The organism is Nocardiopsis sp. NPDC055879, from assembly GCF_053615935.1.
Genome location: NZ_JBSHCT010000018.1, coordinates 1 through 26,087, shown reverse-complemented (window position 1 = coordinate 26,087; position 26,087 = coordinate 1). Strand labels below are relative to the sequence as shown.

General features: G+C 68.6%; 28 protein-coding genes, 1 tRNA gene and 1 pseudogene. 23 read left to right on the top strand and 7 right to left on the bottom strand.

What is annotated here, in order from left to right; translation table 11 throughout:
* Window positions 1-142: 142 nt before the first annotated feature.
* The gene (locus tag ACWGKS_RS21125) at window positions 143-664 is read right to left on the bottom strand and encodes an ATP-binding protein (RefSeq protein ID WP_452523695.1); all 522 of its coding nucleotides are present in this window, start codon (window positions 662-664) and stop codon (window positions 143-145) included.
* A gap of 227 nt (window positions 665-891) precedes the next feature.
* On the opposite strand from ACWGKS_RS21125, the gene ACWGKS_RS21120 reads away from it, so the two are divergent.
* The 3 genes from ACWGKS_RS21120 to ACWGKS_RS21110 all read left to right on the top strand — a co-directional run bounded on the left by ACWGKS_RS21120 (window position 892) and on the right by ACWGKS_RS21110 (window position 2,502).
* On the top strand, window positions 892-1,713 hold the full coding sequence (locus ACWGKS_RS21120) for a helix-turn-helix domain-containing protein (protein ID WP_452523621.1): 822 nt from the start codon (window positions 892-894) through the stop codon (window positions 1,711-1,713).
* Window positions 1,710-1,898 (top strand): DUF397 domain-containing protein, encoded by a 189-nt coding sequence (locus tag ACWGKS_RS21115; RefSeq protein WP_452523619.1) that lies wholly within the window; start codon window positions 1,710-1,712, stop codon window positions 1,896-1,898. Before ACWGKS_RS21120 ends, ACWGKS_RS21115 begins: the two co-directional genes overlap by 4 nt.
* Before the next feature lie 100 nt (window positions 1,899-1,998).
* Window positions 1,999-2,502 (top strand): DUF4265 domain-containing protein, encoded by a 504-nt coding sequence (locus tag ACWGKS_RS21110; protein ID WP_452523617.1) that lies wholly within the window; start codon window positions 1,999-2,001, stop codon window positions 2,500-2,502.
* A 262-nt stretch (window positions 2,503-2,764) separates the two neighbouring features.
* Here ACWGKS_RS21110 and ACWGKS_RS21105 read toward each other — a convergent pair.
* Window positions 2,765-2,840: transfer RNA gene (locus ACWGKS_RS21105), tRNA-Lys, on the bottom strand.
* A gap of 334 nt (window positions 2,841-3,174) precedes the next feature.
* Between ACWGKS_RS21105 and ACWGKS_RS21100 the strand changes: the two genes are divergently transcribed.
* The 5 genes from ACWGKS_RS21100 to ACWGKS_RS21080 all read left to right on the top strand — a co-directional run bounded on the left by ACWGKS_RS21100 (window position 3,175) and on the right by ACWGKS_RS21080 (window position 9,135).
* Window positions 3,175-4,260, top strand: a complete 1,086-nt coding sequence (locus ACWGKS_RS21100) for a CdaR family transcriptional regulator (RefSeq protein ID WP_358507240.1) — start codon at window positions 3,175-3,177, stop codon at window positions 4,258-4,260.
* Between the two features lie 70 nt (window positions 4,261-4,330).
* Window positions 4,331-5,575, top strand: coding sequence for a glycerate kinase (locus ACWGKS_RS21095; RefSeq protein ID WP_358507242.1), 1,245 nt, complete (start codon window positions 4,331-4,333; stop codon window positions 5,573-5,575).
* On the top strand, window positions 5,572-6,933 hold the full coding sequence (locus ACWGKS_RS21090; protein WP_358507245.1) for a GntP family permease: 1,362 nt from the start codon (window positions 5,572-5,574) through the stop codon (window positions 6,931-6,933). The genes ACWGKS_RS21095 and ACWGKS_RS21090 overlap by 4 nt, the downstream gene beginning before the upstream one ends.
* A gap of 151 nt (window positions 6,934-7,084) precedes the next feature.
* Window positions 7,085-8,338: a DUF418 domain-containing protein gene (locus ACWGKS_RS21085; RefSeq protein WP_358507246.1), complete on the top strand. Its 1,254-nt coding sequence runs from the start codon at window positions 7,085-7,087 to the stop codon at window positions 8,336-8,338.
* Window positions 8,339-8,409: 71 nt separating this feature from the next.
* The gene (locus ACWGKS_RS21080) at window positions 8,410-9,135 is read left to right on the top strand and encodes a TetR/AcrR family transcriptional regulator (protein ID WP_452523614.1); all 726 of its coding nucleotides are present in this window, start codon (window positions 8,410-8,412) and stop codon (window positions 9,133-9,135) included.
* A gap of 3 nt (window positions 9,136-9,138) precedes the next feature.
* Here the strand turns inward: ACWGKS_RS21080 and ACWGKS_RS21075 are convergent, their stop codons facing one another.
* Together ACWGKS_RS21075 and ACWGKS_RS21070 are read right to left on the bottom strand one after the other, a co-directional pair.
* The gene (locus ACWGKS_RS21075) at window positions 9,139-9,663 is read right to left on the bottom strand and encodes a GNAT family N-acetyltransferase (protein WP_358507249.1); all 525 of its coding nucleotides are present in this window, start codon (window positions 9,661-9,663) and stop codon (window positions 9,139-9,141) included.
* Between the two features lie 179 nt (window positions 9,664-9,842).
* Window positions 9,843-10,583, bottom strand: coding sequence for a hypothetical protein (locus ACWGKS_RS21070; RefSeq protein ID WP_358507250.1), 741 nt, complete (start codon window positions 10,581-10,583; stop codon window positions 9,843-9,845).
* A 323-nt stretch (window positions 10,584-10,906) separates the two neighbouring features.
* Here ACWGKS_RS21070 and ACWGKS_RS21065 point away from each other — a divergent pair, with 323 nt between their 5' ends.
* Genes ACWGKS_RS21065 through ACWGKS_RS21055 form a run of 3 tightly spaced genes read left to right on the top strand, consistent with a single transcriptional unit; the run spans window position 10,907 to window position 13,316 of the window.
* Window positions 10,907-11,809, top strand: coding sequence for an ABC transporter ATP-binding protein (locus ACWGKS_RS21065; RefSeq protein ID WP_358507251.1), 903 nt, complete (start codon window positions 10,907-10,909; stop codon window positions 11,807-11,809).
* Window positions 11,806-12,567 (top strand): ABC transporter permease, encoded by a 762-nt coding sequence (locus ACWGKS_RS21060; protein ID WP_452523611.1) that lies wholly within the window; start codon window positions 11,806-11,808, stop codon window positions 12,565-12,567. Before ACWGKS_RS21065 ends, ACWGKS_RS21060 begins: the two co-directional genes overlap by 4 nt.
* Window positions 12,564-13,316 carry an ABC transporter permease gene (locus ACWGKS_RS21055; protein ID WP_358507255.1) on the top strand — a complete coding sequence of 251 codons (753 nt, stop codon included), beginning with the start codon at window positions 12,564-12,566 and terminating at the stop codon, window positions 13,314-13,316. The genes ACWGKS_RS21060 and ACWGKS_RS21055 overlap by 4 nt, the downstream gene beginning before the upstream one ends.
* Here the strand turns inward: ACWGKS_RS21055 and ACWGKS_RS21050 are convergent.
* Window positions 13,258-14,013: a response regulator transcription factor gene (locus tag ACWGKS_RS21050; protein WP_358507257.1), complete on the bottom strand. Its 756-nt coding sequence runs from the start codon at window positions 14,011-14,013 to the stop codon at window positions 13,258-13,260. The two genes, ACWGKS_RS21055 and ACWGKS_RS21050, sit on opposite strands and share 59 nt — an antisense overlap.
* A 24-nt stretch (window positions 14,014-14,037) precedes the next feature.
* The gene (locus tag ACWGKS_RS21045; RefSeq protein WP_452523608.1) at window positions 14,038-15,216 is read right to left on the bottom strand and encodes a sensor histidine kinase; all 1,179 of its coding nucleotides are present in this window, start codon (window positions 15,214-15,216) and stop codon (window positions 14,038-14,040) included.
* 83 nt (window positions 15,217-15,299) lie between these two features.
* On the opposite strand from ACWGKS_RS21045, the gene ACWGKS_RS21040 reads away from it, so the two are divergent.
* The 11 genes from ACWGKS_RS21040 (at window position 15,300) to ACWGKS_RS20990 (ending at window position 24,541) form a co-directional block, all read left to right on the top strand.
* On the top strand, window positions 15,300-15,806 hold the full coding sequence (locus ACWGKS_RS21040) for a DinB family protein (protein ID WP_358509724.1): 507 nt from the start codon (window positions 15,300-15,302) through the stop codon (window positions 15,804-15,806).
* Between the two features lie 279 nt (window positions 15,807-16,085).
* Window positions 16,086-16,886, top strand: coding sequence for an ABC transporter ATP-binding protein (locus tag ACWGKS_RS21035; protein WP_358509727.1), 801 nt, complete (start codon window positions 16,086-16,088; stop codon window positions 16,884-16,886).
* Window positions 16,883-17,806, top strand: coding sequence for an ABC transporter permease (locus tag ACWGKS_RS21030; protein ID WP_358509730.1), 924 nt, complete (start codon window positions 16,883-16,885; stop codon window positions 17,804-17,806). Before ACWGKS_RS21035 ends, ACWGKS_RS21030 begins: the two co-directional genes overlap by 4 nt.
* Window positions 17,807-17,825: 19 nt before the next feature.
* Window positions 17,826-18,920, top strand: a complete 1,095-nt coding sequence (locus tag ACWGKS_RS21025; protein ID WP_358509733.1) for an ABC transporter substrate-binding protein — start codon at window positions 17,826-17,828, stop codon at window positions 18,918-18,920.
* A 103-nt stretch (window positions 18,921-19,023) separates the two neighbouring features.
* Window positions 19,024-19,446: a hypothetical protein gene (locus ACWGKS_RS21020; protein ID WP_358509736.1), complete on the top strand. Its 423-nt coding sequence runs from the start codon at window positions 19,024-19,026 to the stop codon at window positions 19,444-19,446.
* A 196-nt stretch (window positions 19,447-19,642) separates the two neighbouring features.
* Window positions 19,643-20,446: an ABC transporter ATP-binding protein gene (locus tag ACWGKS_RS21015; protein ID WP_358509738.1), complete on the top strand. Its 804-nt coding sequence runs from the start codon at window positions 19,643-19,645 to the stop codon at window positions 20,444-20,446.
* The gene (locus ACWGKS_RS21010) at window positions 20,443-21,297 is read left to right on the top strand and encodes an ABC transporter permease (RefSeq protein ID WP_358509741.1); all 855 of its coding nucleotides are present in this window, start codon (window positions 20,443-20,445) and stop codon (window positions 21,295-21,297) included. Before ACWGKS_RS21015 ends, ACWGKS_RS21010 begins: the two co-directional genes overlap by 4 nt.
* Before the next feature lie 29 nt (window positions 21,298-21,326).
* Window positions 21,327-22,421, top strand: coding sequence for an ABC transporter substrate-binding protein (locus tag ACWGKS_RS21005; RefSeq protein WP_358509743.1), 1,095 nt, complete (start codon window positions 21,327-21,329; stop codon window positions 22,419-22,421).
* 25 nt (window positions 22,422-22,446) lie between these two features.
* Complete coding sequence (locus ACWGKS_RS21000) at window positions 22,447-23,523, top strand: LLM class flavin-dependent oxidoreductase (protein ID WP_358509745.1); 1,077 nt, start codon at window positions 22,447-22,449, stop codon at window positions 23,521-23,523.
* On the top strand, window positions 23,520-24,206 hold the full coding sequence (locus ACWGKS_RS20995; protein WP_358509748.1) for a cysteine hydrolase family protein: 687 nt from the start codon (window positions 23,520-23,522) through the stop codon (window positions 24,204-24,206). Before ACWGKS_RS21000 ends, ACWGKS_RS20995 begins: the two co-directional genes overlap by 4 nt.
* An 80-nt stretch (window positions 24,207-24,286) precedes the next feature.
* A complete protein-coding gene (locus tag ACWGKS_RS20990) occupies window positions 24,287-24,541 on the top strand; it encodes a DUF2795 domain-containing protein (RefSeq protein ID WP_358509904.1) in 255 nt (84 codons plus the stop codon).
* Between the two features lie 16 nt (window positions 24,542-24,557).
* On the opposite strand, the gene ACWGKS_RS20985 is transcribed toward ACWGKS_RS20990, so the two are convergent.
* Entirely contained in the window at window positions 24,558-25,508 is a 951-nt protein-coding gene (locus ACWGKS_RS20985) for a fatty acid desaturase family protein (protein WP_358509907.1), read from the bottom strand.
* A gap of 376 nt (window positions 25,509-25,884) precedes the next feature.
* Here ACWGKS_RS20985 and ACWGKS_RS20980 point away from each other — a divergent pair.
* Window positions 25,885-26,087, top strand: a pseudogene (locus ACWGKS_RS20980) (iron ABC transporter substrate-binding protein); the annotation flags it as partial.

Below are 26,087 nucleotides of genomic sequence, written 5' to 3'. Positions count from 1 at the left end.
GTCGTTGTGGCTGGTGGGCGCGGCGGTGCGGGGCGCGCTTTGCAAAGGGGAGGAGCGCTCACCGCTTACGGGGGCGGCTTCACCGCACCGCCGCGCCGGATCGTGAGGTGTACCGAGGCGGGGATTCTCAGGGGCTCGTGTTTCACCAGCGGCGAAGGTCAGCGCGGTCGATGACCGCCCAGACGGTCAGGGGTTCGCCCCTGACGCCTATGACCCCGGTCCGTCGGCTGAACGCCTGCACCAAGGTCAGCCCCCGGCCGTGCTCAGCGTTCGGGCAGTTCCCGCTCCAGTCGGGGAAACCGGGCCCGCCGAACACCTTGGGACCGGAGTCGGTGACGGCGATCCGAATGCGGGAGACGTCGAGGAACGCGATCCGAACGGTGACGAGTCCCCCCGGTTCTCCGGACGCGCTGTGATCGAGCGCGTTGGTCACGAGTTCGCTCACGACGATCTCCAACCCGGAGGCCTCGTGTCGGGGTAGGCCGGTGACCAGACGCACCCAACGCCGTGCCCCGGAGACACAGAGCTTCGTGGATGAGCTGAACACCGAGGCGTGACGGCGTCCCCGCGTCTTCCTCAGCTCACCGGTTGAGTAGCCGGACAGTCGTTTGGGCAACGGCGGCACTGTTGCTGCGAGCAGTTCGCGGACAGCCACTTCAACCACTTCCAAGGTGTTTCTCCTCTGGGCTCCCGTGGTCCTTCGCGTGGTGCCACGTTTAGGTGACCAGTGGATTCGTCATGATGACGACCTTGATGCGAGTGGTTCGAGTGTGTCTATACTCTTCACTCTTTCCTCAAGTTCGTTGTAGAACTTGGAGGGGATCGAATCCTGGTTGATTTCCTGCCGAAGCTCCTCTCAAGGAGCCGTTGAAACCACCAATAGGAGCACGAATGGGCCTGAAAAGGATCAGCCCCGCTTGGGAGAAATACGGCTCTGACGTGCGTAAGTGGAGGAAAGCGACAAGGCTTACCCTCAAGGACCTATCGCCCAAGGTGGGTTTGTCCGAGTCGTCCCTCTCCTACATCGAGAACGGCAAGATGGCGCCGCAGCAGGACCACGCCGAAGCCATCGACGACACACTCGGAGCCGAGGGGAAGCTCATGCTCTCCTGGGACAAGTGCCGGGGCGAAGGGCTTGTCCCCACCGGTTTCCGAAAGACGGTCGACCTTGAGAAGGACGCTCTGGAACTGCGCTTCTACAACCCCGTGCTCGTGCCTGGACTCCTCCAGACAGCCGAATACGCGCGTGCCCTGTTCGTGGCGGATCTGCCCCAAGCGGACGAAGTCAAGATCGAAATGCTCGTTGAACAGCGCATACGCAGGCAGAAAATATTCAACCGAGTTGAACGGCCGATAGTATGCGTCGTCTTGGAGGAGTCGGTCCTCCGCCGTGGCGTAGGCGGCCCATCGGTCATGTCCGCGCAGTTGGATCACATCGCGGCTCTGATGGAGAAGCGGTGGATCCAGTGCCAGGTGCTACCTCGTAACGCGCCCAACCAGCCGGGGCTCGCTGGCGGCTTCCGAGTGATGGTGCTCGAGATGCAGACGCTCGTGGCTGCGGAGCACGCCTTCGACGAGGTACTGATCGACGAGTCGGAGCAGGACCTGATTCGTAGGGCCGTCAGCGTCTACGGGAGACTTCAAGGAGAGGCCCTGTCCCCCCACGACAGCCTGGACCTCATCCGAGATTTGCGACGAGCGGGAGAATCATGAGCCACCGTACTTGGCACAAGAGTTCCTACAGCGGTAGCAGCGGTGCGGAGTGCGTCGAGGTCTCGGAGGGAGAGACCGTGCTTGTGCGCGACACCCAGAACAGGGAGCTCGGGCACCTCAGCTTCACCCCGGCGGCGTGGGAGACCTTCCTGGGCGACGTGAAGGCCGAACAACGCCGCGCCTGACGGAGCGAACACGCCGGGGACCGCTCGGAGCATTTTCCGGACTCAAGAGCAGACGTACTTGCGTTCGATGCTTCAGGGTGAGTGCGCGATCATTTGGACCATGACTTCCATGCCCCCACCCGAGACCACCACTGCTGAGAACGGTCGGATCAAGGTGTGGTACCGGTTCGTGCCGCGAGAAGGCTGGCTTCCTCATGACACTGAGGGGTTGTGGGCCACGCGACTGAGCTGCGATACCGCCCGCCTGGAGAACGTCCCCTTCTTGCAGGACGGAGTGGCCGAGGGCGAGATCGTGCGGTTCGTGACGGACGCCGATGGCCTCCACTGGGCGAGGGAGCGGGTTGAGGCATCGGGTAACTGCACCATCCGGGTCCTGCCCGTCCCCTCCGGCCCGCTGGGGCGAAGCGCTCGGGCTGTGCACGAGCTGCTGTCACCGTTTGGTCTGGGTGGTGAGGTCTTCAGCGAGGAATTCCCGCTGGTCGCCTTCACCGTGCCCGCCGATGCAGACTTTGGCGGACTCAAGGCGTTGCTCGTCCGCGGCCAAGAGGACGGGTGGTGGCACTTCGAGGTCGCCTGTGCCACCGACGCGTGGCGCGACGGGTAGTCGCGCAGCCAGTAGCTCCTTCACCACGCTGCCTCCCACACTACGGCTCTGGGGTACCGACCACATAGGTCGAGGCCGGAGGCGGAGCGCCGCTCCTGGGAGACGCGGAACTGGGGCTGTCCGAGGCTCGCGGAGCGAGATACTCGGCGAGGCGGAGTCATAGGCGAGACTGGGGAGCGCGCATGGAGCGAAAACCGGCTCCCGGACGCGCGAAAACCCCAGGTCGAGAGCACGTTGAATACGCACTGACCTGGGGTTTTGCTGGTGAGCCCCCGGGGGATCGAACCCCGAACCCACGGATTAAAAGTCCGTTGCTCTGCCGATTGAGCTAGAGGCCCGTGACCGTGGTCCTGGATCCTTGGCCAGACCACAACCGCAGACAACTGTACCGCAGCGCGGAGGGTTCCCGATGTCCTGCCAACGCCGACGGAGCAACGGATTCGCTCCGGCTCGGAACCCGAGCGCCATCGCCTTCGCCTTCCCTGGCCCGCCTGACGTCGACCTCTCGTACGTACGACCCCCGCGGGACCGAGGCCCCGCGCCCCGCCGAGGGAAGAGCGTGTACGGGGCCGGTGATCCGGGCGGGTGGCCGCGGTGCCTTTGGGGGTCGGCCTCCAGGAGTTCGGGGGTCGATTCCTCCCGTCCCCTGACCGGCACCAATACCCTTGAGGCATGCCCGAAGACCGGCGACGGGCACCCCTGAGCAGCGAGCTCGCCCAGCGGGTGGTCGACCTCATCGCACCCACGATCAGCCACAACATCAACGTGATGGACGAGCACGGGACGATCATCGCCTGCCTCGACCCCTCCCGCGTGGGCAGCCTGCATCGGGGCGCCCAACGTGCCATCTCCGAGCGGCGCAGGGTCCTGGTCACCACGCCCGAACCCGACACCTCCGACCGTCCCGGCGCCAACGAACCCCTCTTCATCAACGGAGAGCTACGCGGCGTGGTGGGGGTGACCGGCAGCCCGCACGAAGTCGAACCCCTGGCCCGGGTGGTCGCGCTGACCGTCCAACTCCTCATCGCCCAGGAGCTCGAACAGGACGCGGTGAGCCGGCGGCACACCGAGGCCCGGGACCTCATCGCGTCCTTGAGCTCCGGCACCACCCGCGGCGAAGACGCCCTGGCCCGCCTCATGGCCGCCGGGCTCAAACCACCGTGGTCGCTGGCCCTGTGGACGGCGCACACCCCACGGCAGGACGGCGGCGCCTCCCCACCATCACCGGCCGAGACCGCCGTGACCAGGGTGAACGGCAAAGGATCCCGACGAGCCGCGGTACTGCACGGCGCCCTGTGGGTGATCGGTTCGGGCCGCACGCCGGCACCGAACGGTCTGGGACTGTCCTCCAACAGCCGCCACACACAGACCCCGTTGACCGACGACGTCGAGACCCTCCTGTCCTACGCCGAGGAATCCCGGGCACTGTGCCGGTACGCCGCCCTACTCCCGAGCCTGGAGGAGCCCGAAAGCTGGTCCCGGGAGGTCGCGGTGGCGGTGGCCCACCTGCCCCGCCGTTCCCTGACCCGGATGGCCGCGACGGCCACCCCACTGACGAAGGGCCAGCGCCGCACGGTCGAGGCCATGGCGTCCTCCGCCTCCATGCGCGAGGCCGCCGACACGATGTACGTCCACCGCAACACCCTGCTGCAACGAGTGGAGCGGATCCGGACCACGACGGGGTTGGACATCCGTCGCCCGGATCACCTGACCACACTGCACATGTGTCTCTACGCGGAGACGGCACTGGGCATTTAGCACATAGACCCCGAACAAAGGCGCAGGAAGACTGGGCGCTACGCCGTCGAAATGCACCGAACGGGATTCTATGATCTGCGTCATGTCCAAGGAGTTGCACGAACATGACGAGTCGGCCGTCGCACGCGTCGCGGTGATCCCCGACTCGTTCAAGGGCAGTGCGTCCGCCGTCGAGGTGGCCGAGGCCATGGCCCAAGGTGCCCGTGAGGCGTTCGCCGAGCAGGACCTGGCCGTGACCGTCCACACCCTGCCCTTCGCCGACGGCGGCGAAGGCACCCTCGACGCCCTGCTCGGCGCCTGGGGCACCGACGCCCTCACGGTGGAGACCACCGACGCGCTCGGTCGCCCCACCCGCGCCCGATTCGGCGTCTCCGACGACGGCCGGACCGGCGTGATCGAGGCGGCGGAGGCCAACGGCCTGCCCGGTGTCTCCGACGTCGAGCTCCGACCGCGCGAGGCGAGCAGCCGGGGCGTGGGCCGCCTGGCCACCGAACTCCTCGACCGCGAGGTCGAGGAGATCCTGCTGTGCATCGGCGGTTCCGCGTCCACCGACGGCGGCACCGGCATGCTCGGCGCACTCGGGGCGCGCTTCCTGGACGCTGAGGGCTCTGAACTCCCCGACGGGGGCGGCCACCTCCAGAACCTGGCCGACGTGGACCTGTCCGGGCTCGACCCGCGCGCCCGCGAGGTCCGGTGGCGGATCGCCTGCGACGTCACCAACCCGCTGGTCGGAGAACGGGGCGCCGCCGCCGTCTTCGGACCGCAGAAGGGCGCCGGCCCGGAGGACGTCGAGGTGCTCGACGCCGGGCTCGGCCGGCTGGCCGACGTGCTGGCCGATGTCACCGGCTCGTGCCTGCGAGACGTGGAAGGCATGGGCGCCGCCGGCGGTATGCCCGCGACCCTTTCCTCGATCCTGGGCGCCGAACTCCTCCCGGGTTCTCGGATGGTGGCCGAGGTGCTCGACGCCGAACGGCTGCTGGGCGCGGCCGACCTGGTCCTGACCGGTGAGGGCCGGTTCGACAGTCAGTCCCTCGGCGGGAAGGTGGTCGACGCGGTGCGCCGACTCACCCCCGCCCACGTGCCCGTCGTGGTGATCGCGGGCAGCGTGTCGGTCACGGCGGACGAGCTCCGCCGTTCAGGGGTCACCGCGGCCCTCTCCATCGCTCCGGGCCCCCGGACGCTGGAGGAAATGCGGGACGAGGCCCTCCCGGAGATCACCTCGACGGCCTACCAGTGCTGTCGTCTCCTCACCCACCCCGGACCCCCGAGCACCGTGCGACCCGTGCCGGGCACCACTAAGGAACCACGACCGTGACCGATCTCCTCATCCTCGTTCTCCTGGTGGCGGGCATCGTGCTCGTCACCGCTCGTTGGAAGGTCAGCCCCTTCCTCGCCCTGATGGGCGCCGCCATCCTCGGTGCCTTCGCCTTCCGTCTGCCGCTGGCGGACATCGTCACGACGGTGACGGAGGCGTTCGGCGGCACGCTCGGCAACATCGGCCTGGTCATCCTGTTCGGCACCATGATCGGTGTGATCCTGGAGCGCTCCGGCGCCGCGATCGCGATGGCCGAGGCGTTGATCAAGGTGATCGGCACCCGGTTCCCGAACCTGACGATGTCCCTGATCGGTTACATCGTCTCCATCCCGGTGTTCTGCGACTCCGGTTACGTCATCCTGAACTCGCTGCGCAAGGCCATCACCGTGCGCACCGGGGTCTCCGCGCTGGCCACCTCGATCGCGCTGATGACCGGTCTGTACGCCACGCACACGCTGGTGCCGCCGACCCCGGGTCCGCTGGCCGCCGCGGAGAACATCGGCGTCACCGACAGTCTCGGGCTGATCATCGCCCTCGGTCTTCCGGTGGCGGCCGTGGCCGCGATCGCCGGTCTGATCTACGCGAGCACCTTCGCCCGCAAGGAGTTCACCCCGATCCCCGCCTCCAGCGAGGAGGAGATCGACACCCGCTCCTACGACGAGCTGCGTGAGAGCTACGGCAAGCTGCCGAACGCCTTCCTCGCGTTCCTGCCGATCCTGCTGCCGCTGCTCCTGATCTGCTTCGGTTCGTTCGTCAAGCTCCCCTCGCAGCCGCTCGGCGGCGGCACCCTGTTCGAGGTGGCCTCCTTCCTGAGCACCCCGGTGATCGCGCTGATCATCGGCTTGGCCGCCGCGTTGACGCTACTGCGCGGCAACGGGAAGCTGACGAGCTTCAACGAGCAGATCAACGACTCGGTGACCATCGCCGCCCCGATCCTGCTGATCACCGGTGCCGGCGCGGCCTTCGGTGCGGTGCTGGCCGCCTCCCCGCTGACCGACTTCCTCGCGGACAACCTCAGTGGCCTGGGCATCGGCCTGGCCGTGCCGTTCCTGATCGCTGCGGCGCTCAAGACCGCGCAGGGTTCGTCCACGGTGGCGATCGTCAGCACCTCGGCGCTGCTCGCCCCCATGCTCGGTTCGCTGGGCCTGGACTCCACGATGGGCATGGTGCTGTCCGTGCTCGCGGTGGGCGCGGGCGCGATGGTGGTCTCGCACGCCAACGACTCCTACTTCTGGGTCGTCTCGCAGCTCAGCCGCATCCCGGTGGCGACCGCCTACCGGACCCTCACGGTGGCGACGGCCATCGAGGGCCTGGCGGCCTTCGCGACGATCATGCTCCTGAGCGTCTTCCTGTTGTAGGAGAGAGGACCGTGGGGCCCGGGTGGTGATCCACCCGGGCCCCTTTCGCTTGTCCGCATGCGGTCACGCCGATGGTCTTGAAGGTGTTCCATCCACCGACCTATAATCCTGAACAGCGTTCAAAGATACATGCGAGAGTCGGGGGACCGGGATGACAGTGGGTAGCGCGGCAGGAACCGCCACCAAGAAACGACTACTGGCGCCGGACTTCGCCCGGGGCTCGATGCTGCTGATGATCGTGCTGTCGAACACGGCGCTCTTCCTCTACGGGGGCACCCACGAAGGATCCGTCAACTTCCCCGACCCCACCACGGCGGCGGACAGCGTCACCCAGTTCCTGATGATCGCGCTGCTGGACGTGCGCTCCTACCCGCTCTTCGCCTTCCTCGTCGGGTACGGGCTCGTGCAGGCCCTCAACGGCCGCTTGGCCCGCGGCGCCTCGAACTCGGAGGCGCACGCCGTCATCCGGAGCCGCAACCGGTGGCTGCTCCTGTTCGGGTTCGTGCACGCGTCCCTGTTCCTGGGCTCGGAGGTGCTGGCCGCCTACGGGATCATCGGCCTGGTCCTGTGCTCCCTGTTCCTCGGCGGAAGCGAACGGCGGCTGCGCGGCGGGATCATCGTCGGCGTCACCCTGCTGTCGTCGGTGTTCGTCCTGGCGGTCGCCACCCTGGTCACGCTCCTGGTGGTGGACCCGTCCGGTCCCACCATGGCGACGCCACCGGACGAGTTCGGCGGGCTCAACGGCAGCGGCGAGGAGAACTACCTGGCCTCGATGGTGGTCCGGCTGATGTCGTGGGTGTCGCTGCTCTTCATCAACTCGTTCGGCGTGGTGCTGCCCACCGCGATGCTCATCGGGTTCTGGGCGGCTCGGAACCGCGTCATCGAGGAACCCGAGCGCCACCACCGGCTGCTGCGCAACACCGCCCTCTTCGGTATCACCCTGGGTCTGTCCGGGTCGCTCCCGGCGGCCCTGCACCACGTGGGCGCCTTCGAGGTCGCACCCTTCTACGGGCTCTCCAGCGCCGTCTTCGGCGGGATGGTCTGGACCAGCGGTCTGGCTCAGGGCCTGGGCTACGCCGCGCTGTTCGTCCTGATCTCCACCCGGTTGGAGCGCCGGGGCCGGCCCCCGGTGGTCATCACCTCCGTGGCGGCCCTGGGCAAGCGTTCGCTGAGCGGCTACCTGACCCACTCGATCATCATGGCGCCGATGCTGTCCGCCTGGGGTCTGGGGCTGGGCGGCTGGTTCACCAACTCCACGATGGCGCTGTACGCCATCGCGTTGTGGCTGTTCACGGTGGTGATCGCCACGCTGATGGAGCGCCGGGGAGTGCAGGGACCCTTCGAGCGGCTGCTGCGCCACCTCACCTCCCGAAAGGCGCCGACGCGGGTCACCGTCGGGGGGTGACCGGTGCCGCGTCGGTCGGGGTCCACCCGTGACGAGGCGGTCCTTGGCCGACGCGGCGCTAGATTGGGCTGATGGTCATGACACCTGGAACGGAACCGGCCCGGGGGCCCGAGGGCCCGGGTCGACGCACCCCCGGGCCCCGTCGACGCTTGTCCACCGAGCTCATCGTGGACACCTCCATCGAGTTGGTGAAGGCCGACGGACTGAGCGCGCTCACCATGCGCGCCCTCGGCGAACGTCTGGGGGTGGCTCCCGGGACCCTGTACACCTACGTCAAGGGGCGCCAGGCCCTGGAGTCCCTGATCCTGGACACGGTGGTGGCCCGGGACGGACTCCCCCACGAACACCCCGGCACCTGGTTCGAGAAGCTTCAGGCGTGGGCCCGAAAGGACTGGGTGACCTTCCGGGAGGATCCGTGGGTGCTGGAGTTGCGCCTGTCCGTGCGCGAGTACGGCCCGTCCATGCTGACCTGGCTGGACTCGGCACTGCGGATCTTCGATGGCACCGACCTGGGCGCGCAGGCCCGGCTGGACATGATCGACACCTTGGACGCCTACGTGCGCGGGGCGGCCACCGTCGCCGTGCAGTCCGCCTTCGCGGAGGGGGTGGGCGACCCGATGAGCGACCGGGGTCAGGAGATCGAGGCGGCCTACCGGAACTCCGAGACCCTTCAGTGGGCCCTGGCCGAAGGGGGGATCCTGTTCGGTGGAACGGGGTTCGAGTTCGGACTGCGTTCCCTGATCGCCGGGTTCCGGGCCATCGCCGAGGAGGAACCGGCCGCCCGAGAGGACCGGTGAGTCTCAGGGCCGCCAGTCCCGGTTGATCCGGTGGAAGAGGTGGTGGTCGCGCCACTTCCCGGCGATGCGCAGGTAATCCGGGGCGACACCGAACCGGGTGAAGCCGTTGCGCTCCAGCACGCGTTGGGACGCGGTGTTCTCCGGGAGCGTCTCGGCCTGGAGTCGGTGCAGGTTCAGCTCGCCGAAGGCCCGTTCGACCGCTTCGGTGACCGCCTTGGTGGCGATGCCGCGCCCGTTGCTGTCGGCCGCCACCCAGTAGCCGATGGCGGCCGATTGCAGTCCCCCGCGGGTGATCCCGCTCAGGTTGAGCCTGCCGACGATACGCCCATCGTCGACGATCACGAGCGGTAGGCGCCGTCCGTTCCCATGGTCGGCGAGGGCGCTCCCCAAGAGTGCGCGCTGCACGGGAAGGGTGAAGTGGTCGTCGTCGTGCAACGGCTCCCAGGGAGCGAGGAACCTCCGGTTGCGGACCAGCAACGCGGTCAGTTCCTCCGCGTCGTTCACCGTCACCAGCCGGGTCGTCTCCACGGGCGCTCCTAGGTCAGATCGCCGGCCCCTGGGTTCCGATGATCTTGCTCGTAGCGCCCATTTGGGCGCCCAACATGGCGCTGCGAGCAAGATCATCGGTAGGGAGCCCGGCGCTTGTCGGAACACCGGACTCTAGCGCCTGCCCTCAGGGACCGCCTTCTGACTCCGTGAGCAGGATGTCAGCCCTCTGCCTTCCAAGGGTGATAGCCGGAAGCGTCGGCGATCTGGGTCACCGGGATGACGGGCTGTCCGGAGTCGCTGAGCGCGACCTTCCAATCGCCGGCCTCCCAACGCAGATCGGTGGTCACCGAGGCGAAGACGCCGTTGCTGCCTTCGACCGCCAGGTCGATCCGAGATGCGTTGGGCGCATAGCCCTTGAGGTTGTATCCCACGATGGTCAACCGGATGTCGGCGTCCGACTCGGGAGCGTTGTTCTCCAGGTCTTCCAGGACCAGATCACGGCCTGGGCCTTCGGCGACCTGTTCCTCGTTCAGTTCTTGGACCAGCAGGGGGTCGGTACCCATCGCCATGACGTTGGCGGCGGCCATCAATGCCCCTTCCGGCGAGTGGGCGTAACACTGGCGAAAACCGCTATCGGTGATCTGTCCGGGGCCGACATCCGCCGAGGTGGGCGCGTGCATGGTCCCCACGAACTCCCACTCGACTTCGGGTGGGCTGTCGATCGTGGTGTGGTCTCCTCCCGGCAGGCCGCACATGCTTGCGTTCTCATCGGGAACGGTGGATGCCTCTGGAGAGGGAGTGGGCGTAGTGGCCGATTCAGCAATCTCCGTGGCGTTGTCTTCGGGCCACAGATTGACGACCACGACGACCAGAGCACAGATCACCGTCAAGGTCACCAACGCGGTCGAGACGATGAACAGGCGTGAGACGGTGACGGTTTTCTTACCGGCTTCGAACACAGGGGGATCCTTGGGGGTTGCCGGAGAGCAGGAAGGTGATCAGGCCGGTGGCCGAGGCCATCAAGCCGGCCCGGGCATCCACCGCCCTTTCCACACCAAAAACGAATAATACTGACGGCTATGACGCTCCGACGTCGAGGGGGCACTAAGCGCAATTAAGCCCACCTCGGGGCTCCCCGACATCCGTCTGCCTGCTCGCCGGCTCAAAAGCCACGCCAGGGCTTGACCAGGCGGTCGCACCCCCAAGGTCCTCCTTGAGGACGACGGTGGTCTCCTCCCACGGGTAGACGACTTCGACCCGGTCGGAGAACCACACTGCGACCGTGTCCAACGCGATCATCACCCATGACCTGAAGAAGACCTACGGAAAGCGGACGGTCGTCCACGATCTGCACCTGCGTGTGCCGCAGGGCTGTGTCTACGGCTTCCTGGGACCCAACGGTTCCGGGAAGTCGACCACGATGAAGATGCTGCTGTCGCTGGTGCGCCCCACCGCCGGCGAGGTCCACGTCCTGGGCCGCCCGATGCGACGTTCGACCCGCCGTGAACTCCTGGGCGAGATCGGTTCGCTGATCGAGGCCCCACCGGCCTACGGCCACCTCACAGGCGCCGAGAACATGCGGCTGGTGCGACACCTGCTGGACCTGGACCAGGGACAGGTCCAGCGAGCAGTACAAACCGTCCGCCTACAGGACCACCTCGACAAGCGTGTGCGCGAGTACTCCCTCGGGATGCGACAGCGCCTGGGCATCGCCATGGCGTTGGCCCGAGAGCCGCGCGTGCTGATCCTCGACGAACCCACCAACGGTCTCGACCCCGCCGGGATCGAGGAGGTGCGGGACCTGCTCACCCGGCTGACCGAACGGGGGATCACCGTGATGGTCTCCAGCCACCTCCTGGGCGAGATCGATCGGACCGCGAGCGTCCTGGGGATCCTGGCCGGCGGACGCATGCTCTTCCAAGGGACCCGGGAGCAACTGTTCTCCCGTTCCACCCCCGACGTACTCGTCGACACCCCGGAACCAGAGCGCGCGACCACCCTGGCCGGCCGATGGAACGCGGTCCGAGACGGAGACCGCGTGCGCGTCCCCGGACTCGACCACGCCGCCACCGCATATTTGGTGGATCGGCTGGTCCACGAACGGATCCCCGTCCACGGAGTGCGGCGGGAGGAACAGTCCCTGGAGGACGTGTTCATGGATCTGACCGGGGGGCGGGGTCTGTGACCGGTCGAGTCGTGGTGGCCGAGTTCGCCAAGATGCGACGCCTGCGCACCCTGCCCGTGCTCGCCGTCATGGTCGTCGGCGTGGTCGCTTTCTCCTCGTTGACGTTCACCGCCCCCGGTCTCCTGGACGCGGTCGACGATCCCCACGCGCGCCCCTGGCAGTGGCTGCTCGGAGGGCCGGCGTTGGCGGTGGCCCTGATCTCGCCCCTCCTCTTGGCGATCGTGGCCGGACGGCAGGTCGACATCGAGCACCAGGGCAACGGCTGGTTCCTCTCCCAGACCTCGGGGGTGACCGCGGGCGGGTTGTGCCGCGCCAAGTTCGTCGCCACGGGTTCACTGGTGGCCGGAGCGACACTGACACAGAGCGCGCTGGTGGCCGCCCTCGGTTGGTCGGTCGGTATCTCCGTCGACTTCCCCACGGGGCAGTGGCTGGGCCACACCGCCTCGGTCCTGGTGATCAACCTGGTGCTGCTCGCCTTGCACATCCTGCTGTCGGCACGCGTCCCCAACCAGCTCGTGAGCCTGGGTGTCGGTGTCCTGGGCACGTTCGTGGCCCTGACCGGAACCGGACTGCCCCCGTGGATCGGCCACCTGCTGCCCCCGTGGAGCTACTACGGGCTGGTCATACCCGTGGACCTGACCGAAGTCGGTGTGGTCGATCTCGACCCGCACCATCCGAGCGTGATCGTCCTGGGTGTGGTGGGCGGGGCCGGGTTTCTCGCCCTCACCCGGCTGTTCGACCGACAGGAGGCCCGATGACGAGAACGATCCGTGCCGAACTCGTCAAACTGCGACGCTCGCTGAGCTGGGCCGTGGTGGTGTTCCTGCCACTGATGGCCGTGGTCACGGGCGTGGTCAACACCCTCGTCTCCGGGCAGCCGCCGGGCGACGGTTGGCACACCCTGTGGATGCGGATCGTGGTCTTCTACGGTCTGTTTCCGTTGGCCGCGGGGGTGGCCGTGCTCGCCGCCCTGGTGTGGCGGGTCGAACACCAGGGCGGCAACTGGAACGCGCTGATGGGGCGCGTCACCTCCAGCCTGGACATCGTGGTCGCCAAGACGGCAGTGACGGCCGCGTTGACGGCGGCCCTTCAGATGGTCCTGGTGATCGGCGTGATCGTGGCCGGGAAGCTGGTGTTCGACCTGCCCGGGGGCCTACCGCCCCGATACCTCGCGGTCAGTGTGGTGATCGTCGTGGCCTGTCTCCCACTGGCCGCCCTACAGTCCGGCCTGTCCATGCTGATGCGGTCCTTCGCGGCCCCCGTCGCCGTGGCGCTGGCGGGGGCGACCGTCGGCACGCTCCTGCTACTGACCCGGTTGGAGACCCCGGCGCTGCTCCTGCCGTACGGCCTGGTGAGCCGGGTGACCCAGGTGGGGACCGGCGCCTTCGTCGACGATGGCTCGGTCGCCCTTCCCACGTTGGGCGTCCTTGTGGCCGTGGCCCTCGCGCTCACGGTCGCGCTGGTGGCCGGTGCGGCGGTTCTCCTGGACCGACGCGACGTCCACTGACCCGTCCCCCTCCACCAGGCTCGATCAGACCGACTTCGTAGGCCAGGACCACGCTCTGGACGCGGTCACGCAGGTCGAGTTTGGTCAGGATCCGGCGCACGTGGGTCTTGACCGTCGTCTCGGACACGTACAGTCGGCCGGCGATCTCGGAGTTGGAGTACCCACGGGCCATCAGCACCAGAACCTCCCGCTCGCGGGGCGTGAGGGAGTCCAGGGACCCGTGACGGTCCTCCTCTCCCCCGGGCAGGTGGTCGGCGAACCGATCGAGGAGCCGTCGCGTGGCGCTGGGGGCGACCACGGCGTCGCCGGAGTGAACGGAGCGGATCGCCGACAACAAGGCGGAGGACGGCGCGTCCTTGAGCAGGAATCCGCTCGCCCCGGCCCGCAGCGCCGCGTAGACGTACTCGTCCAGGTCGAAGGTGGTCAGCATCAGCACCCGCGGGCCCCCGGCCGTGGCACGGAGCCGGCGGGTGGCCTCCACCCCGTCCATGCGGGGCATCCGCACGTCCATGACGACGACGTCGGCCGCGACGGTCTCCAACAGACGCAGGGTCTGAGCCCCGTCCCCGGCCTGGCCCACGACCCGCATGTCGGGTTGGGAATCCAGGACCATCTGGAAACCCGTCCGCACCAACTCCTGGTCATCGACCAGGACGACGCGGATCGTCTCCCGGGGCTGCTCGTCCGGTGCGTTCACTGCTCTCCTTCTCTGCCTCTCGGCTCACCCGGTGTCGGAACGCAGCGGCAGTGACGCCACCACCTCGAAACCTCCGTCGGCGCGGGGCCCCGCGCGCACGCTACCGCCGTACACCGAGACCCGCTCGCCCATACCGATCAGACCGTGACCACCGTCGCCGTCCACCGCCGCGACGGCGGGCTCACCACCCCCTCCGTCGTCGCGGACGCTCAACTCCAGGGCGTCCTCGCCATAGCGCACACGCACCAGGACCCGGCCCACGTCGGGGCCGGCGTGCCTGAGCGTGTTGGTCAGGGCCTCCTGGACCACGCGGTATGCGGCGAGTTCCATCCCGGTCGACAGTTCGCATCTGCGTCCGTCGACGGTGTACTCCACCGGCAGGCCCGCTTCGCGTACCCGTTCGACCGCCTGTGCCACCTGCTCCAGGCCGAGCCGCGGTACGTACTCCTCCTCGTCGTCCTCTCGGAGGACGCCGAGTATCCCGCGGACCTCCGCTAGAGCCGACCTTCCGGTCGCCGCGACGGCCCCCAGGGCGTTCTTGGCACGCGCGGGGTCCTGGTCGATCGCGTACGTCGCGCCCTCGGCCTGGACCACCATCACGCTCAGGTTGTGCGCCACGACGTCGTGCATCTCGCGGGCGATGCGCTCGCGTTCCTCGGCCACCGCGACCCGCGCGCGAGCGTCCCGCTCCCGCTCCAGCCACCGCGCCCGTTCCTCCAGCCCTGCGAAGTGGCGCCGCCGCACCTTCGTGTAGAGCCCCACCACCCAGAAGAGCAGGATGAGACAGGAGTACAGGGCGAAGGCGTCCCAGTCGTCCCAACCGACGTACTCGGACCGCAGGAGGGCCACGAGGAGACCGGCTTCGACCACCACCAGCGCGACGGTCGCCCGGACCGGATCACTGAGTGACGCGACGGTGTACAGGGCCACCAGGAGCGCGAGGTCGGCGACGATCAACCCGACCGGCGAGAGCATCTGCACCGCGGCGACGACGGCGATGACCGTGAACACCGTCATGGGGAGGGTCCGCCGCAGCACCAAGGGCAGCAGGAGCGCGAACGCGAGGGCCGCGTAGACGGACGAGGGATCCGCGTCGCCGGCACCGAGATGGGCGCTCGCGGTCAGCAACAGAAGGGGAGCGACGCTGATCGTGTCGACCAGCACCACGTGTTCTCCCAGCCACTTCCTCACTCTGTCGAACACCCTCGACATTGTAGGTCCCGGTGCTTCGGCCGCCCCGGGGAAAAGAACTTTCCCGCTTCGGAGCCGCGTGAGAGGTTGGGCGCATGCCTGATCCTCGACGTGACCTGCTGCGCGACCAGTACGACATGACCTGGGCGCTGTTCGAGTACCACCTGGAACGCCTGGATCCGCAGGACCACCTCTGGGAGCCCGCTCCGCTCCGCTGGACCGTGCACCGACAAGCCGACGGTCGGTGGCACCCGGACTGGGCCGAGACCGAACCCGACCCGATCCCGGTACCGACCATCGCCTGGATCACCTGGCACATCGGCTGGTGGTGGTCGGTCACCCTCGACCACGTCCTGGAACGCCCGGTACGGGAACGCACCGAGGTGACCTGGCCGGGCGAGGAGCGGGCCGTGCCCTGGCTGCGCGAGTTGGGGGCGGAGTGGCGCGAGGCCCTCGAAGGGATCGATCTGGACGCTCCCACGGCCTTCCCCTGGCCGGAGGGACGGACCCGGGCGGACACGGCCTGGTGGGTCAACGCCGAACTCATGAAGAACGCCGCCGAGATCGGGCAGCTGCGGATGCTGCGGGCCGCCCGGGGGTGACTCGTCGGACCCTCGATCCACCTCGGCCCGGGATGGTCGAACGCGGCCACGTCGGCCGGGCGACCTCCGGTTTCGCACCCCGCCGCCCCAGGTGAACAAGGGCACAGCGGCGGTACGGAAGAAAACGCGGTGAACTATCGTCACTCAAGTGGGGACCTACCGGCGGGTATGAGGGGCCCTACGGCCCGTCCGTACCCGCCGAGGACGAACACCTGGAGAGTGCACAGTGCGACACCACACCCGGGCCGGGGGCGCCCGGCCGACCGCCGTGGAGCCACGGTGACCGCCGGGATCGAGGTGCGCGGCCTCACCAAGAGTCACCCGGGCGCACGCCCGGATCGCCCCGCGCTCCAGAACATCGACCTGGAGATCCCCCACCGCCAGTTCGTCAGCCTCATCGGCCCCAGCGGCTGCGGCAAGTCCACCCTGTTGCGCATCCTCGCCGGGTTGGATCACCCCGACACCGGACAGGTCTCCCTGCTCGGCCGGAGCCCGAAGCAGGCGAGCCGACGCAAGGCCATCGGCCTGGTCTCCCAGACCCCGGCCCTGCTGCCCTGGCTCACCGTCCGTCAGAACATCGCCCTGCCGGGGAAGGTCAACCGCCGCGCCGGTTCGGAGATCGACTCCCCCGACGAACTGCTGCGCGCCGTCGGGCTGGAGGAGGCCGCCGGCCAGTACCCGCACGAACTCTCCGGCGGCATGCTCCAACGCGTCGCCGTGGCCCGGGCCCTGGGCCTGCGCCCTGACGTGCTGCTGATGGACGAACCCTTCTCCGCCCTCGACGAGTTCACCCGCGAGGCCCTGCAGTACCAACTCCTGGGCCTGTGGCAGCAGCGGGCCACCACGGTCGTGTTCGTGACGCACTCCGTCCGCGAGGCGGTCGTGCTCTCCGACCGGATCGTCGTGATGTCGGCCCGCCCCGGTCGTATCCACGAGGTCCTCGACGTCGACCTGCCCCGCCCCCGTGACCGGAAGGTCGTGAAGGGGCCGCACATGCACGATCTGGAGGACCGGGTCCGCGCCTCGTTGCAGAGCGCGTGGAAGGCCGGCGCCGCCCCCGACGACCTCGTTCCGCTGTGAGAGAGGAGGCGGGCATCGCCACCCGCGTCACCGACGAGGCCGACGGCACCGGGGACCTCGGTTCGACACCTCCGACCCCGGTTCCGAACGCCACGGTCCCACCCGTCCCGGAGGGCACGCCCGCCGCGCCCGCGCGCGGCGCCCGTCGACGTTCGGTCCTGCACCCCGCCACGTGGCTGCCCGCCACCGTGGTCCTGGTCGTGCTCGGCCTGGCCTGGTCCGCGGTGGCCGAGGCGCACCCCTACATCCTGCCGGGGCTGGGCGAGGTCGGATCCGCCCTGGTCGGCGACCCTCCGCTGTTCCTGGAGAATGCCTGGGCGACGCTGAGCATCGCCCTGGTGGGCGTGGGCGTGGGCGCGGGCAGCGCGTTCGTGCTGGCCCTGCTGATGTCGGAGATCCCGATGGTGCGCCGGGCCGTGATGCCGTTCGCGGTGGTCCTGAACGTGACCCCGGTCGTGGCGATCACGCCGGCGCTGGTGGTCGCGTTCGGGTTCGGAATGGCGCCGAAGGTCATCGTCACCGCGATCATCACGTTCTTCCCCGTGCTGATCAACGTGGCCACCGGCCTGCGTTCGGTGCCCCTCCCGGTCCTGCACGTCTTTCGCACCCTGAACGCCTCCCGCTGGGAGGTGCTGTTGCGACTGCGCGTCCCGAGCAGCCTGCCCTACACGCTGGCCGCGCTGCGCGTGGTGGTTCCGTTGTCCCTGGTGGGAGCGGTGGTCGCCGAGTTCGTGGCCGCCGGTTCCTCGGGCGGCCTCGGCACCATGATCCGCAACTCCGCCTCCACCGCGCGCCTGGACCACGTCTACGCCGGGGTCGCCTGCCTGGCGGCCATGGGCGTGCTCCTGCTCACCCTGGTCACCCTGGTGGAGAAGCGCCTGCTGTTCTGGCACGACTCCCGACGCCCCACCCGTGGATGAAACGAAAGAGAACCAGCCGATGCCCGTCCCCGCTCAGCAGCGGTTCCGCCTCCTCGGACCCGCCGCGGTCCTGACCGCCGCCGCCCTCCTCGCCACGGCCTGCGGCGAGGACGCCGACACCCCCGAGGTGGCCGTCGCCATCGACCAGGAGCGGTGCGACGTCAACCGGGAGTCCGGGCCGATCACCTTCGTCACCGGCTACCACTACCAGGCCTCCGTCACCCAGCTGGAGGTCATCGCCGCCGATGCCCTCGGGTACTTCGACGCCCTGTGCCTGGACGTGGAGATCCAGCCCGGCAACGGCGACCTGATGGGCAACGCCCAACTGGTGTCCGCCGGGACCGCTCGGTTCACCGCGATGAGCAACGAGGCCGAGGTCCTGCAGGCGGACACGCGCGACCACGAGGTCATCGGCGTCGCCACCTACGGGCACGTGCCGATCTCCACGCTGCTCACGGGGACCGGCGTCGACGACCTCACCGAACTGGAGGGGCGGACCCTGGGCCACCAGAGCATGCTGCCCGCACCCGTGGAGGCCATGCTGGTCGAGGCCGGCGTGGATCTCGAAACCATCGAACAGGTCGAGGCCGGATACGACCCCTCCGTGCTCCCGCGCGACCAGGTCCAGGCCCTCACGGGTTTCCGTTCCAACGAACCGCATCGACTCGACGCCCTGGGTAAGGAGTACACCCAGTGGATGCCCGAGGACTTCGGGGTGGTCGGCTCCTTCGGGGTGATGGTGACCGACCCCGTCTGGGCGGAGGAGAACCCCACCGCCACCGAGGACTTCCTCCGGGCCGTCGGCCACGCGTTCGACCACTGTCAGGACGCCGCCGGGGCATGCGTGGGGTACGCGGCCGAACTGGACCGGGCGGGCTACGACACCGAGCACAACCTCAAGGTGTGGGACACCGAGCGCGAACTCGTGGCCTCCTCCACCCCCGATGGTGAGCCTCGGGGCTTCGTGGACCTCGAACTGACCGAACGGGAGGCGCAGACCCTGCTGGCCAACGGCGAACTCGACGAGGTCCCCGATCTGGGACCCCTCTTCGACACCCGTTACCTGGAGGCGGTCCACGAGGGATCCGAGTTGGTCTGGCCCGGGGCGAACTGAGGGTCCGGGCGGCGACGACCCTTACCGGCATACCCCGGGCACCGGCGATTCACATGAGCACAAGGGCGACACGGCAAGCTTTCCGTGCACTACCGTCCCACTCATGACAGAACCGACGCAGACCCCCTCCGGCCACCCCACACCGCCCGTCCTGAACATGATCGAGGCGCTCTCCGCCAAGTGTGGAACGCCCCTGGCCCCACGCCGCTTCACCTTGCCCGACGGCGTCCGGGTCGGCGTCGACGGGGCCGACCGCGACCCGCCCAGGGTGCTGGTCCAGGCCACCCGCGCCGGCGGGCGCGTCAAGTCCGCGCATCGCAACAAGGTCATCGCGGACGCCTTCAAACTCATCTGGTTACGGGACGCCCACTTCCCTGACGCGACGTTGATCCTCGCGCTGAGCCCGGATCTCTCCCACCTCCTCAGCCAGGGAAGCTGGTTGTCCGCGGCCCTCGAACAGAGAAGGATCCATACGGTTCTGGTCGGCGATGATGAAGGAAACCTTCCGCGCGATATCAGTCCGTGACCACCCGTTCACCGAACGGCAATGAAGCACTCCTACCTTTGACGGGTCAACGACCCCGCGGGCCGCTGACGTCCCATGCGCTTCCGCCCGCACTCCCCTTGACGTCCTTGGGACCCCCTACCCGAGCACGCCCCGGAGGGTGCATGGAAACGCATGCCCAGATGAAGAACGCTCCGCCCACCCGGGTGGACGCACTGTGACCAGCGATGACATCGAGATACGCCACCTCACCAAGCGTTACCGGGGTGGAGCGTCCGACCGGCCCGCGCTCCAGGACATCGACCTGGAGATCCCGCACCGCCGCTTCGTCAGCCTCATCGGCCCCAGCGGTTGCGGCAAATCCACCCTGCTGCGGGTGATCGCCGGGCTCACCGTCCCCGACCACGGCCACGTGTCCCTCTTCGGCCGTACGCCCCGCGAGATGTGTCGACGCAAGGCGATCGGCCTGGTCCCCCAGACCCCGGCCCTGCTGCCCTGGCTGAACGTCCGCCAGAACATCGCCCTGCCCACCATGGTCAACCGCCGACGCGGAACACCACCCGAGTCCACCGACGACCTGCTGCGCGCGGTCGGGCTGGAGGACTCCGCCCGCCGCTATCCGCACCAGCTCTCCGGCGGTATGAGCCAGCGGGTGGCCATCGCCCGCGCCCTGGGCCTGCGCCCGGACGTGCTGCTGATGGACGAACCCTTCTCCGCCCTCGACGAGTTCACCCGCGAGGCCCTGCGCATGCAGCTCCTGGAGTTGTGGCAGCGGCGGGCCACCACGGTCGTGTTCGTGACGCACTCCGTGCACGAGGCGGTCGTGCTCTCCGACCGGGTCATCGTGATGTCGGCCCGACCCGGCCGCATCCACGAGGTCCTCGACGTCGACCTGCCCCGCCCCCGAGACCGGGAGGTCGTCTCGGCCTCGCGCACGCGTGAGGTGGAGGGCCGGGTCCGGGCCTCCTTGCACGGCGCCTGGAGCTCCGGAATCACCGCCACGGAGTCGGTGGCGTCATGAGCACCGAGGTGATCGGCCCCTCCTCCACTTCCCCGTCCCCGGAACCCGCACGGGACACGACCGAACGGCGCCCCCGCGCCCGTTCCGTGTTCCACCCCTTCGTGTGGCTGCCCACGACCGTCCTCCTGCTGATCCTCGGTGCGGTGTGGGCGGCGGTGGCCGAGGCGCACCCCTACATCCTGCCGGGGCTGGGCGAGGTCGGAACGGCCCTGGTGGAGAACCCGGCACTGTTCCTCGGGAACGCCTGGTCCACCCTGGGCATCGCGCTGACCGGTGTGGCCGCGGGCGCGATCTCGGCCTTCGTCCTCGCGGTCGTCATGTCCGAGGTCCCGGTGGTCCGCCGCGCCCTCATGCCGATCGCGGTGGTCCTCAACGTGACCCCGGTCGTGGCGATCACGCCCGCGCTGGTGGTCGCGTTCGGCTTCGGGATGGCCCCCAAGGTCATCGTCACCGCGATCATCACGTTCTTCCCGGTCCTGATCAACGTGACGACCGGCCTGCGTTCGGTCTCCCCGACCGTGTTGCAGGTCTTTCAGACACTGAACGCCTCCCGTTGGGAGGTCCTGCTCCGGCTACGGCTCCCCGGCAGCCTGCCCTACACGCTGGCCGCCCTACGAGTCGTCCTGCCGCTGTCCGTGGTCGGCGCGGTGGTCGCCGAGTTCGTGGCCGCCGGTTCCTCCGGAGGCCTCGGCACCATGATCCGCAACTCCGCCTCCACCGCACGCCTGGACTTCGTCTACGCCGCCGTCACCTGCCTGGCGGCGATGGGACTCACCATGCTCGCGCTGGTCACGGCGATCGAAAGCCGGGTGCTGTTCTGGCACGAGTCCCGACGACATCCCTCCGGATGACCCCCCACAGAGAACGGAAGACCCCCTACATGACCCTCCCGAGCCATCCGATCCGCCCCGGACGCCTCACGGCGGCCCTCCTCACCGGCGCACTCCTGACCTCGGCCTGCGGCCAGGAAGCACCCGAACAGGACGCGGCCGCGGCCGTCATCGACGACGACCGCTGCATGGACAACCAGCGGGCCGGGACGATCACCTTCGTCACCGGATACCACTACCAGGCCTCCGTCAGCCAGCTGGAGGTCATCGCGGCCGACGCCCTGGGACTGTTCGAGACGCTCTGCCTGGACGTGGAGATCCAACCCGGCAACGGCGACGTGATGGGCAACGCCCAGTTGGTGTCGGCCGGAACCGCGCAGTTCACCCCCGCCAGCAACGAGGCCGAGATCGTCCAGGCCAACGAGCGCGACCACGAGGTGGTGGGCATCGCCACCTATGGGCACGTGCCCATCTCCACCCTGCTCACCCAACAGGGCGTGGACGACCTGACCGAGCTGGAGGGCCAGACCCTGGGCCACCAGAGCATGCTGCCCGCACCCGTGGAGGCCATGCTGGTCGAGGCCGGGGTCGACGTCGACACCATCGAACAGGTCGAGGCCGGATACGACCCCTCCGTGCTGCCGCGCGACCAGGTCCAGGCGCTCACTGGTTTCCGTTCCAACGAACCGCACCAGCTCGACGCCATGGACGAGAAGTACACCGAGTGGTTGCCCGAGGACTTCGGGGTGGTCGGTTCCTTCGGGGTGATGGCCACGAACCCCGAGTGGGCCGAGGAGCACCCCACCGTCGTCGAGGACTTCCTGCGCGCCGTCGCCCGGGCCTTCGACCACTGCTCGGAGAACGGCGAGGAGTGCGTCGGGTACGCCGCCGAGCTCGACGAGGCCGGATACGACACCGAGCACAACCTCAAGGTGTGGGACACCGAACGCGAACTCGTGGGCGGCTCCACCCCGGACGACCAGGTCAACGGTTACATCGACCTCAGCATGACCGAGGACGAGGTGGAGATCCTCAAGGACAGCGGCGAACTGGACTCGGTCCCGGACCTGGAGCCCATGTTCGACCCCCGTTACCTGGAAGCGGTCCACGTGGCCACCGAGGTCGTCTGGCCCGGCGACGAGTGAACCCGAGAGGAACCGAGGTACCACGATGACGAATCTCAGGGCTCCCGGAACCGAGTACGGGATCTTCCTGCCCATCGGCAGCGGCGGCTGGATCGTGTCCGAGACGGCGCCCCACCCGGAGGCGACCTACGCCTACAACCGCCGCTCCGCGACCCTCGCCGAGGAGCACGGCTTCGACTTCGTCATGTCCATGGGCAAGTGGCGCGGCTACGGTGGCGCCACCGGGCACTGGGACCACACCCTGGAGTCGATGACGATGATGGCGGGGCTGGCCGAGGCCACCGAACGGGTCGGGGTGTGGGCGACCGTCCACACCAACCTCTTCCACCCCGCCCTGGCCGCCAAGATGTTCACCACCCTCCAGGAGATCAGCGGCGGACGCGCCGGGATGAACATCGTCGTCGGTTCCTACGCCGACGAGTTCCGGCAGATGGGGCTGTGGCGTGAGGACCTGGAGCACGCCGACCGCTATCGGTACACCGAGGAGTGGGCCACGGCGCTGCGCCGGTTGTGGACCGAGGACTCGGTGACCCTGGACGGCGAGTTCTTCGACCTGAGGGACTGCCGTTCCCTGCCGCACCCCACCGCGCCGCCGACCATCATCGCCGCCGGTCGGTCCCCGGCCGGGCTGGACTTCCAGGCCCGGCACTGCGACGGGTCGTTCCTCACCGCCCACGACCTGACCGGGCTCCGGGACGCGTGTCGGCGGGTCCGTGCCGGGGCGGCCCGCCTGGGTCGCACCATCCGTACCTACTCGATGCTCACCGTGATCATGGACGACACCGACGCCGCCGCGGAGGCCCGTCGCCGTGAGTACGGCCGAGGCGCCGACATCGAGGCCATCGTCAACATGAAGCGCTCCTGGGGGCTGCCCGCGGACAAGGCACTGTCGCTGACGGCCGAGCGCCCGGAGGACGAGGCCTTCCAGACCCCCTTCGTGACGGGGTCGCCCGGCACGGTGGCCAAGAGGATCAACGAGATGGTCGAGGAGGCCGAGCTGGACGGTCTGATGCTGATCTTCCCCGACTACCACGCGGACCTCGCGGCGTTCGGCGAACGCGTGATGCCGATGCTGCGGTCCACGGCGGGGGCGCCGGCGTGAGTCTCGACGTCGTCGACGTGTCCGGGCGCTCTCGCCCGGTCCCGTCGGCGCGGGAGGAGGCGGCGTTGGTGGTCGTGGACGTCCAGCGGGACTTCGGCGACCCCGAACATCTCCCCTGGTTGGACGAGGAGGCACGGTCCCGGGTGTGGGACGCCGTCACCCGGATCTCCTGGCTGGTCGAACGGGCTCGCGCGGCCGACGTGCGGGTGGTCTGGGTGCGACTGGAACAGGATCCCGAGTCCCCTTGGTGGTCCTCGCTCTGGCTCCGAGGTCTGCTCGACGCGTCCACCGCCACGCGGCTTCCGTTGGAGCCCTGCGTGGCCGGGACCCCCGGCGCGGACTGGTTCCGGGTCTCCCCCGCCGGCGGGGAGGACGTGGTGGTCAAGCGACGCTATTCGGCCTTCCACGGAACCGGCCTGGACGCGCTACTGCGTTCACGGGGGATCACCTGGTTGGCGGTGTGCGGGCTGACCACCGACTGCTGCGTGGACGCCACCGTGCGCGACGGTTTCCAGTCGGGTTACCGCACCTTCCTGGTCGCCGACGCCACCGCCTCCTACCTGCGCGAATCCCAGGAGAGCACCTTCTCCGTACTCGCGAAACACGCGGCGTCGGTGGTCACGGCCGACACCATGGCTCAGGTCTGGGAACACACGCGATTGAGCAGTGACGGCGCAGGGTAGCCCCACTCTGCCAGTGCGGGTCCGGTCGATTCCGCTCCTCGGGGCGGCGCGTCCGGGCCCTTCTACCGTTGGGGGCGGTGATGGGTGTCGAACGCGGCCTTGCGGGGCTCCGGAATGTTCTGGAAGGCGTACGGTTCCCGGTGACACGGGACACGGTGGTGAACGCCGCGCTGGACGCGGGGGCGGACGAGGAGATGGTGAGCGCCCTGCGGGCCATGCCGGCCGCCGAGTTCAACGAGGCGAACGAGATCCTGCGCGCGGTGCCGCTGCCGGACGCCGAACCGGACTCGCACACCGAGTCGGCCCGCGCCCGAGAGCGCGACCGACACGATTGAACCGGGTTCCTCGACTTCAGGTGGGGGCGCTCCCGCGCAGGGGGGCGCCCACTCGGTACAGGTGGGTGATCGCCTCCGCGTGCGAGCGGACGAACCCCGTCTCGTGGTACGGGATCCCGATCTCCGCGCAGTAGTCGCGCACGATCGGCTGTGCCTTCGCCAGGTGCGGGCTGGGCATGTTCGGGAACAGGTGGTGCTCGATCTGGTAGTTGAGCCCACCGAGCGCCAGGTCGGTGAAGGCCCCGCCCCGGATGTTGCGCGAGGTCAGCACCTGCTTGCGCAGGAAGTCGAGTTTCTCGCCCTTCTTCAGGGTCGGCATCCCCTTGTGGTTGGGCGCGAAGATGCAGCCGAGGTAGACCCCGAACAGGCCCTGTTGGATCGCGATGAACGCGACCGCCTGTAGCGGGTCGAGGACCACGAAGACCACTCCGAGATAGATCACGAAGTGGGCGCCCAGCAGCACACCCTCCAGAACGCGGTGCTTGGTGGAGGGGCGCAGCAACGCGCGCACGCTCCCGTAGTGGAGGTTGAGCGCCTCCAGCAGCAGGACCGGGTAGAAGAGGAAGGCCTGGTAGCCGCCGAAGAACGCCGGGAGACCCCGGGCCTGTTCCGCCTGGTCCTCGGACCACACGAACAGGTCCGCTTGCACATCGGGGTCGAATTCCTCGTGGTTGGGGTTGGCGTGGTGTCGGGTGTGCTTGTCCTGCCACCACCCGTAGCCCAACCCGATCCCGAGGTTCCCCACGAGTCGGCCCACGCCCTCGCTGAGGCGACGACCGTTGAAGATCTGTCGGTGCGCGAGTTCGTGGGAGACCAGCCCCACCTGGCCGAACACCACCGCCAGGGCGACGGCGGTGACCAGTTGCCACCATGACGGTCCGATGAGGACGAAGGCGGTCCATCCACCGACGTAGGCCAGGAGGATGAGCGTCAACCGGATCGCGAAGTAGGCGGGCGTGCGTTCCATGAGTCCGGCTTCCCGAACCCGCAGGGAGAGCCGCGAGAAGTCGCTGCCCCTCCTGCTCTTCGTCGGTGCCGTGGTGCCTTCTTGCATGGGACCGCTCTTTTCCTGGTGGAGCCGGAGTCGACCGGTGCCCTCCGACGGTAATCGGTGTGAGGGCGCGAATCCATGGCACCCGTACGTCACACAAGAGGGGTACCTGCACCCCTGATTCTTGGTGGATCGTACTTTGCTACCCGCGAGTTACCCGAACTTCTCCGACGAAGGCACAGGTCAAAGCGGTGCAAAGTGAGGAGAAGGTCTCAAAACTGCACTCCGTTGAGCATTCGATACTGAAGTTAGGTTAGGCTCCCCTACATCAAGAACTCGTAAGGAGACCTCCATGAAGTCCGTCCCCCGTCCGTTCGCGGCGCTCTCCCTCACCCTGGTGTCCGCCCTGGCCCTGACCTCCTGTTCCACCGGTCAGGAAGAGACCGAGGACACCGCCGCGGCGAGCGACACCGTCGAGGTCGAGGACAACAACGGCACGCAGACGGTCGCCGTCCCGCCCGCGTCGGTGGTGGCGCTCGACAACCGCACCTTCGA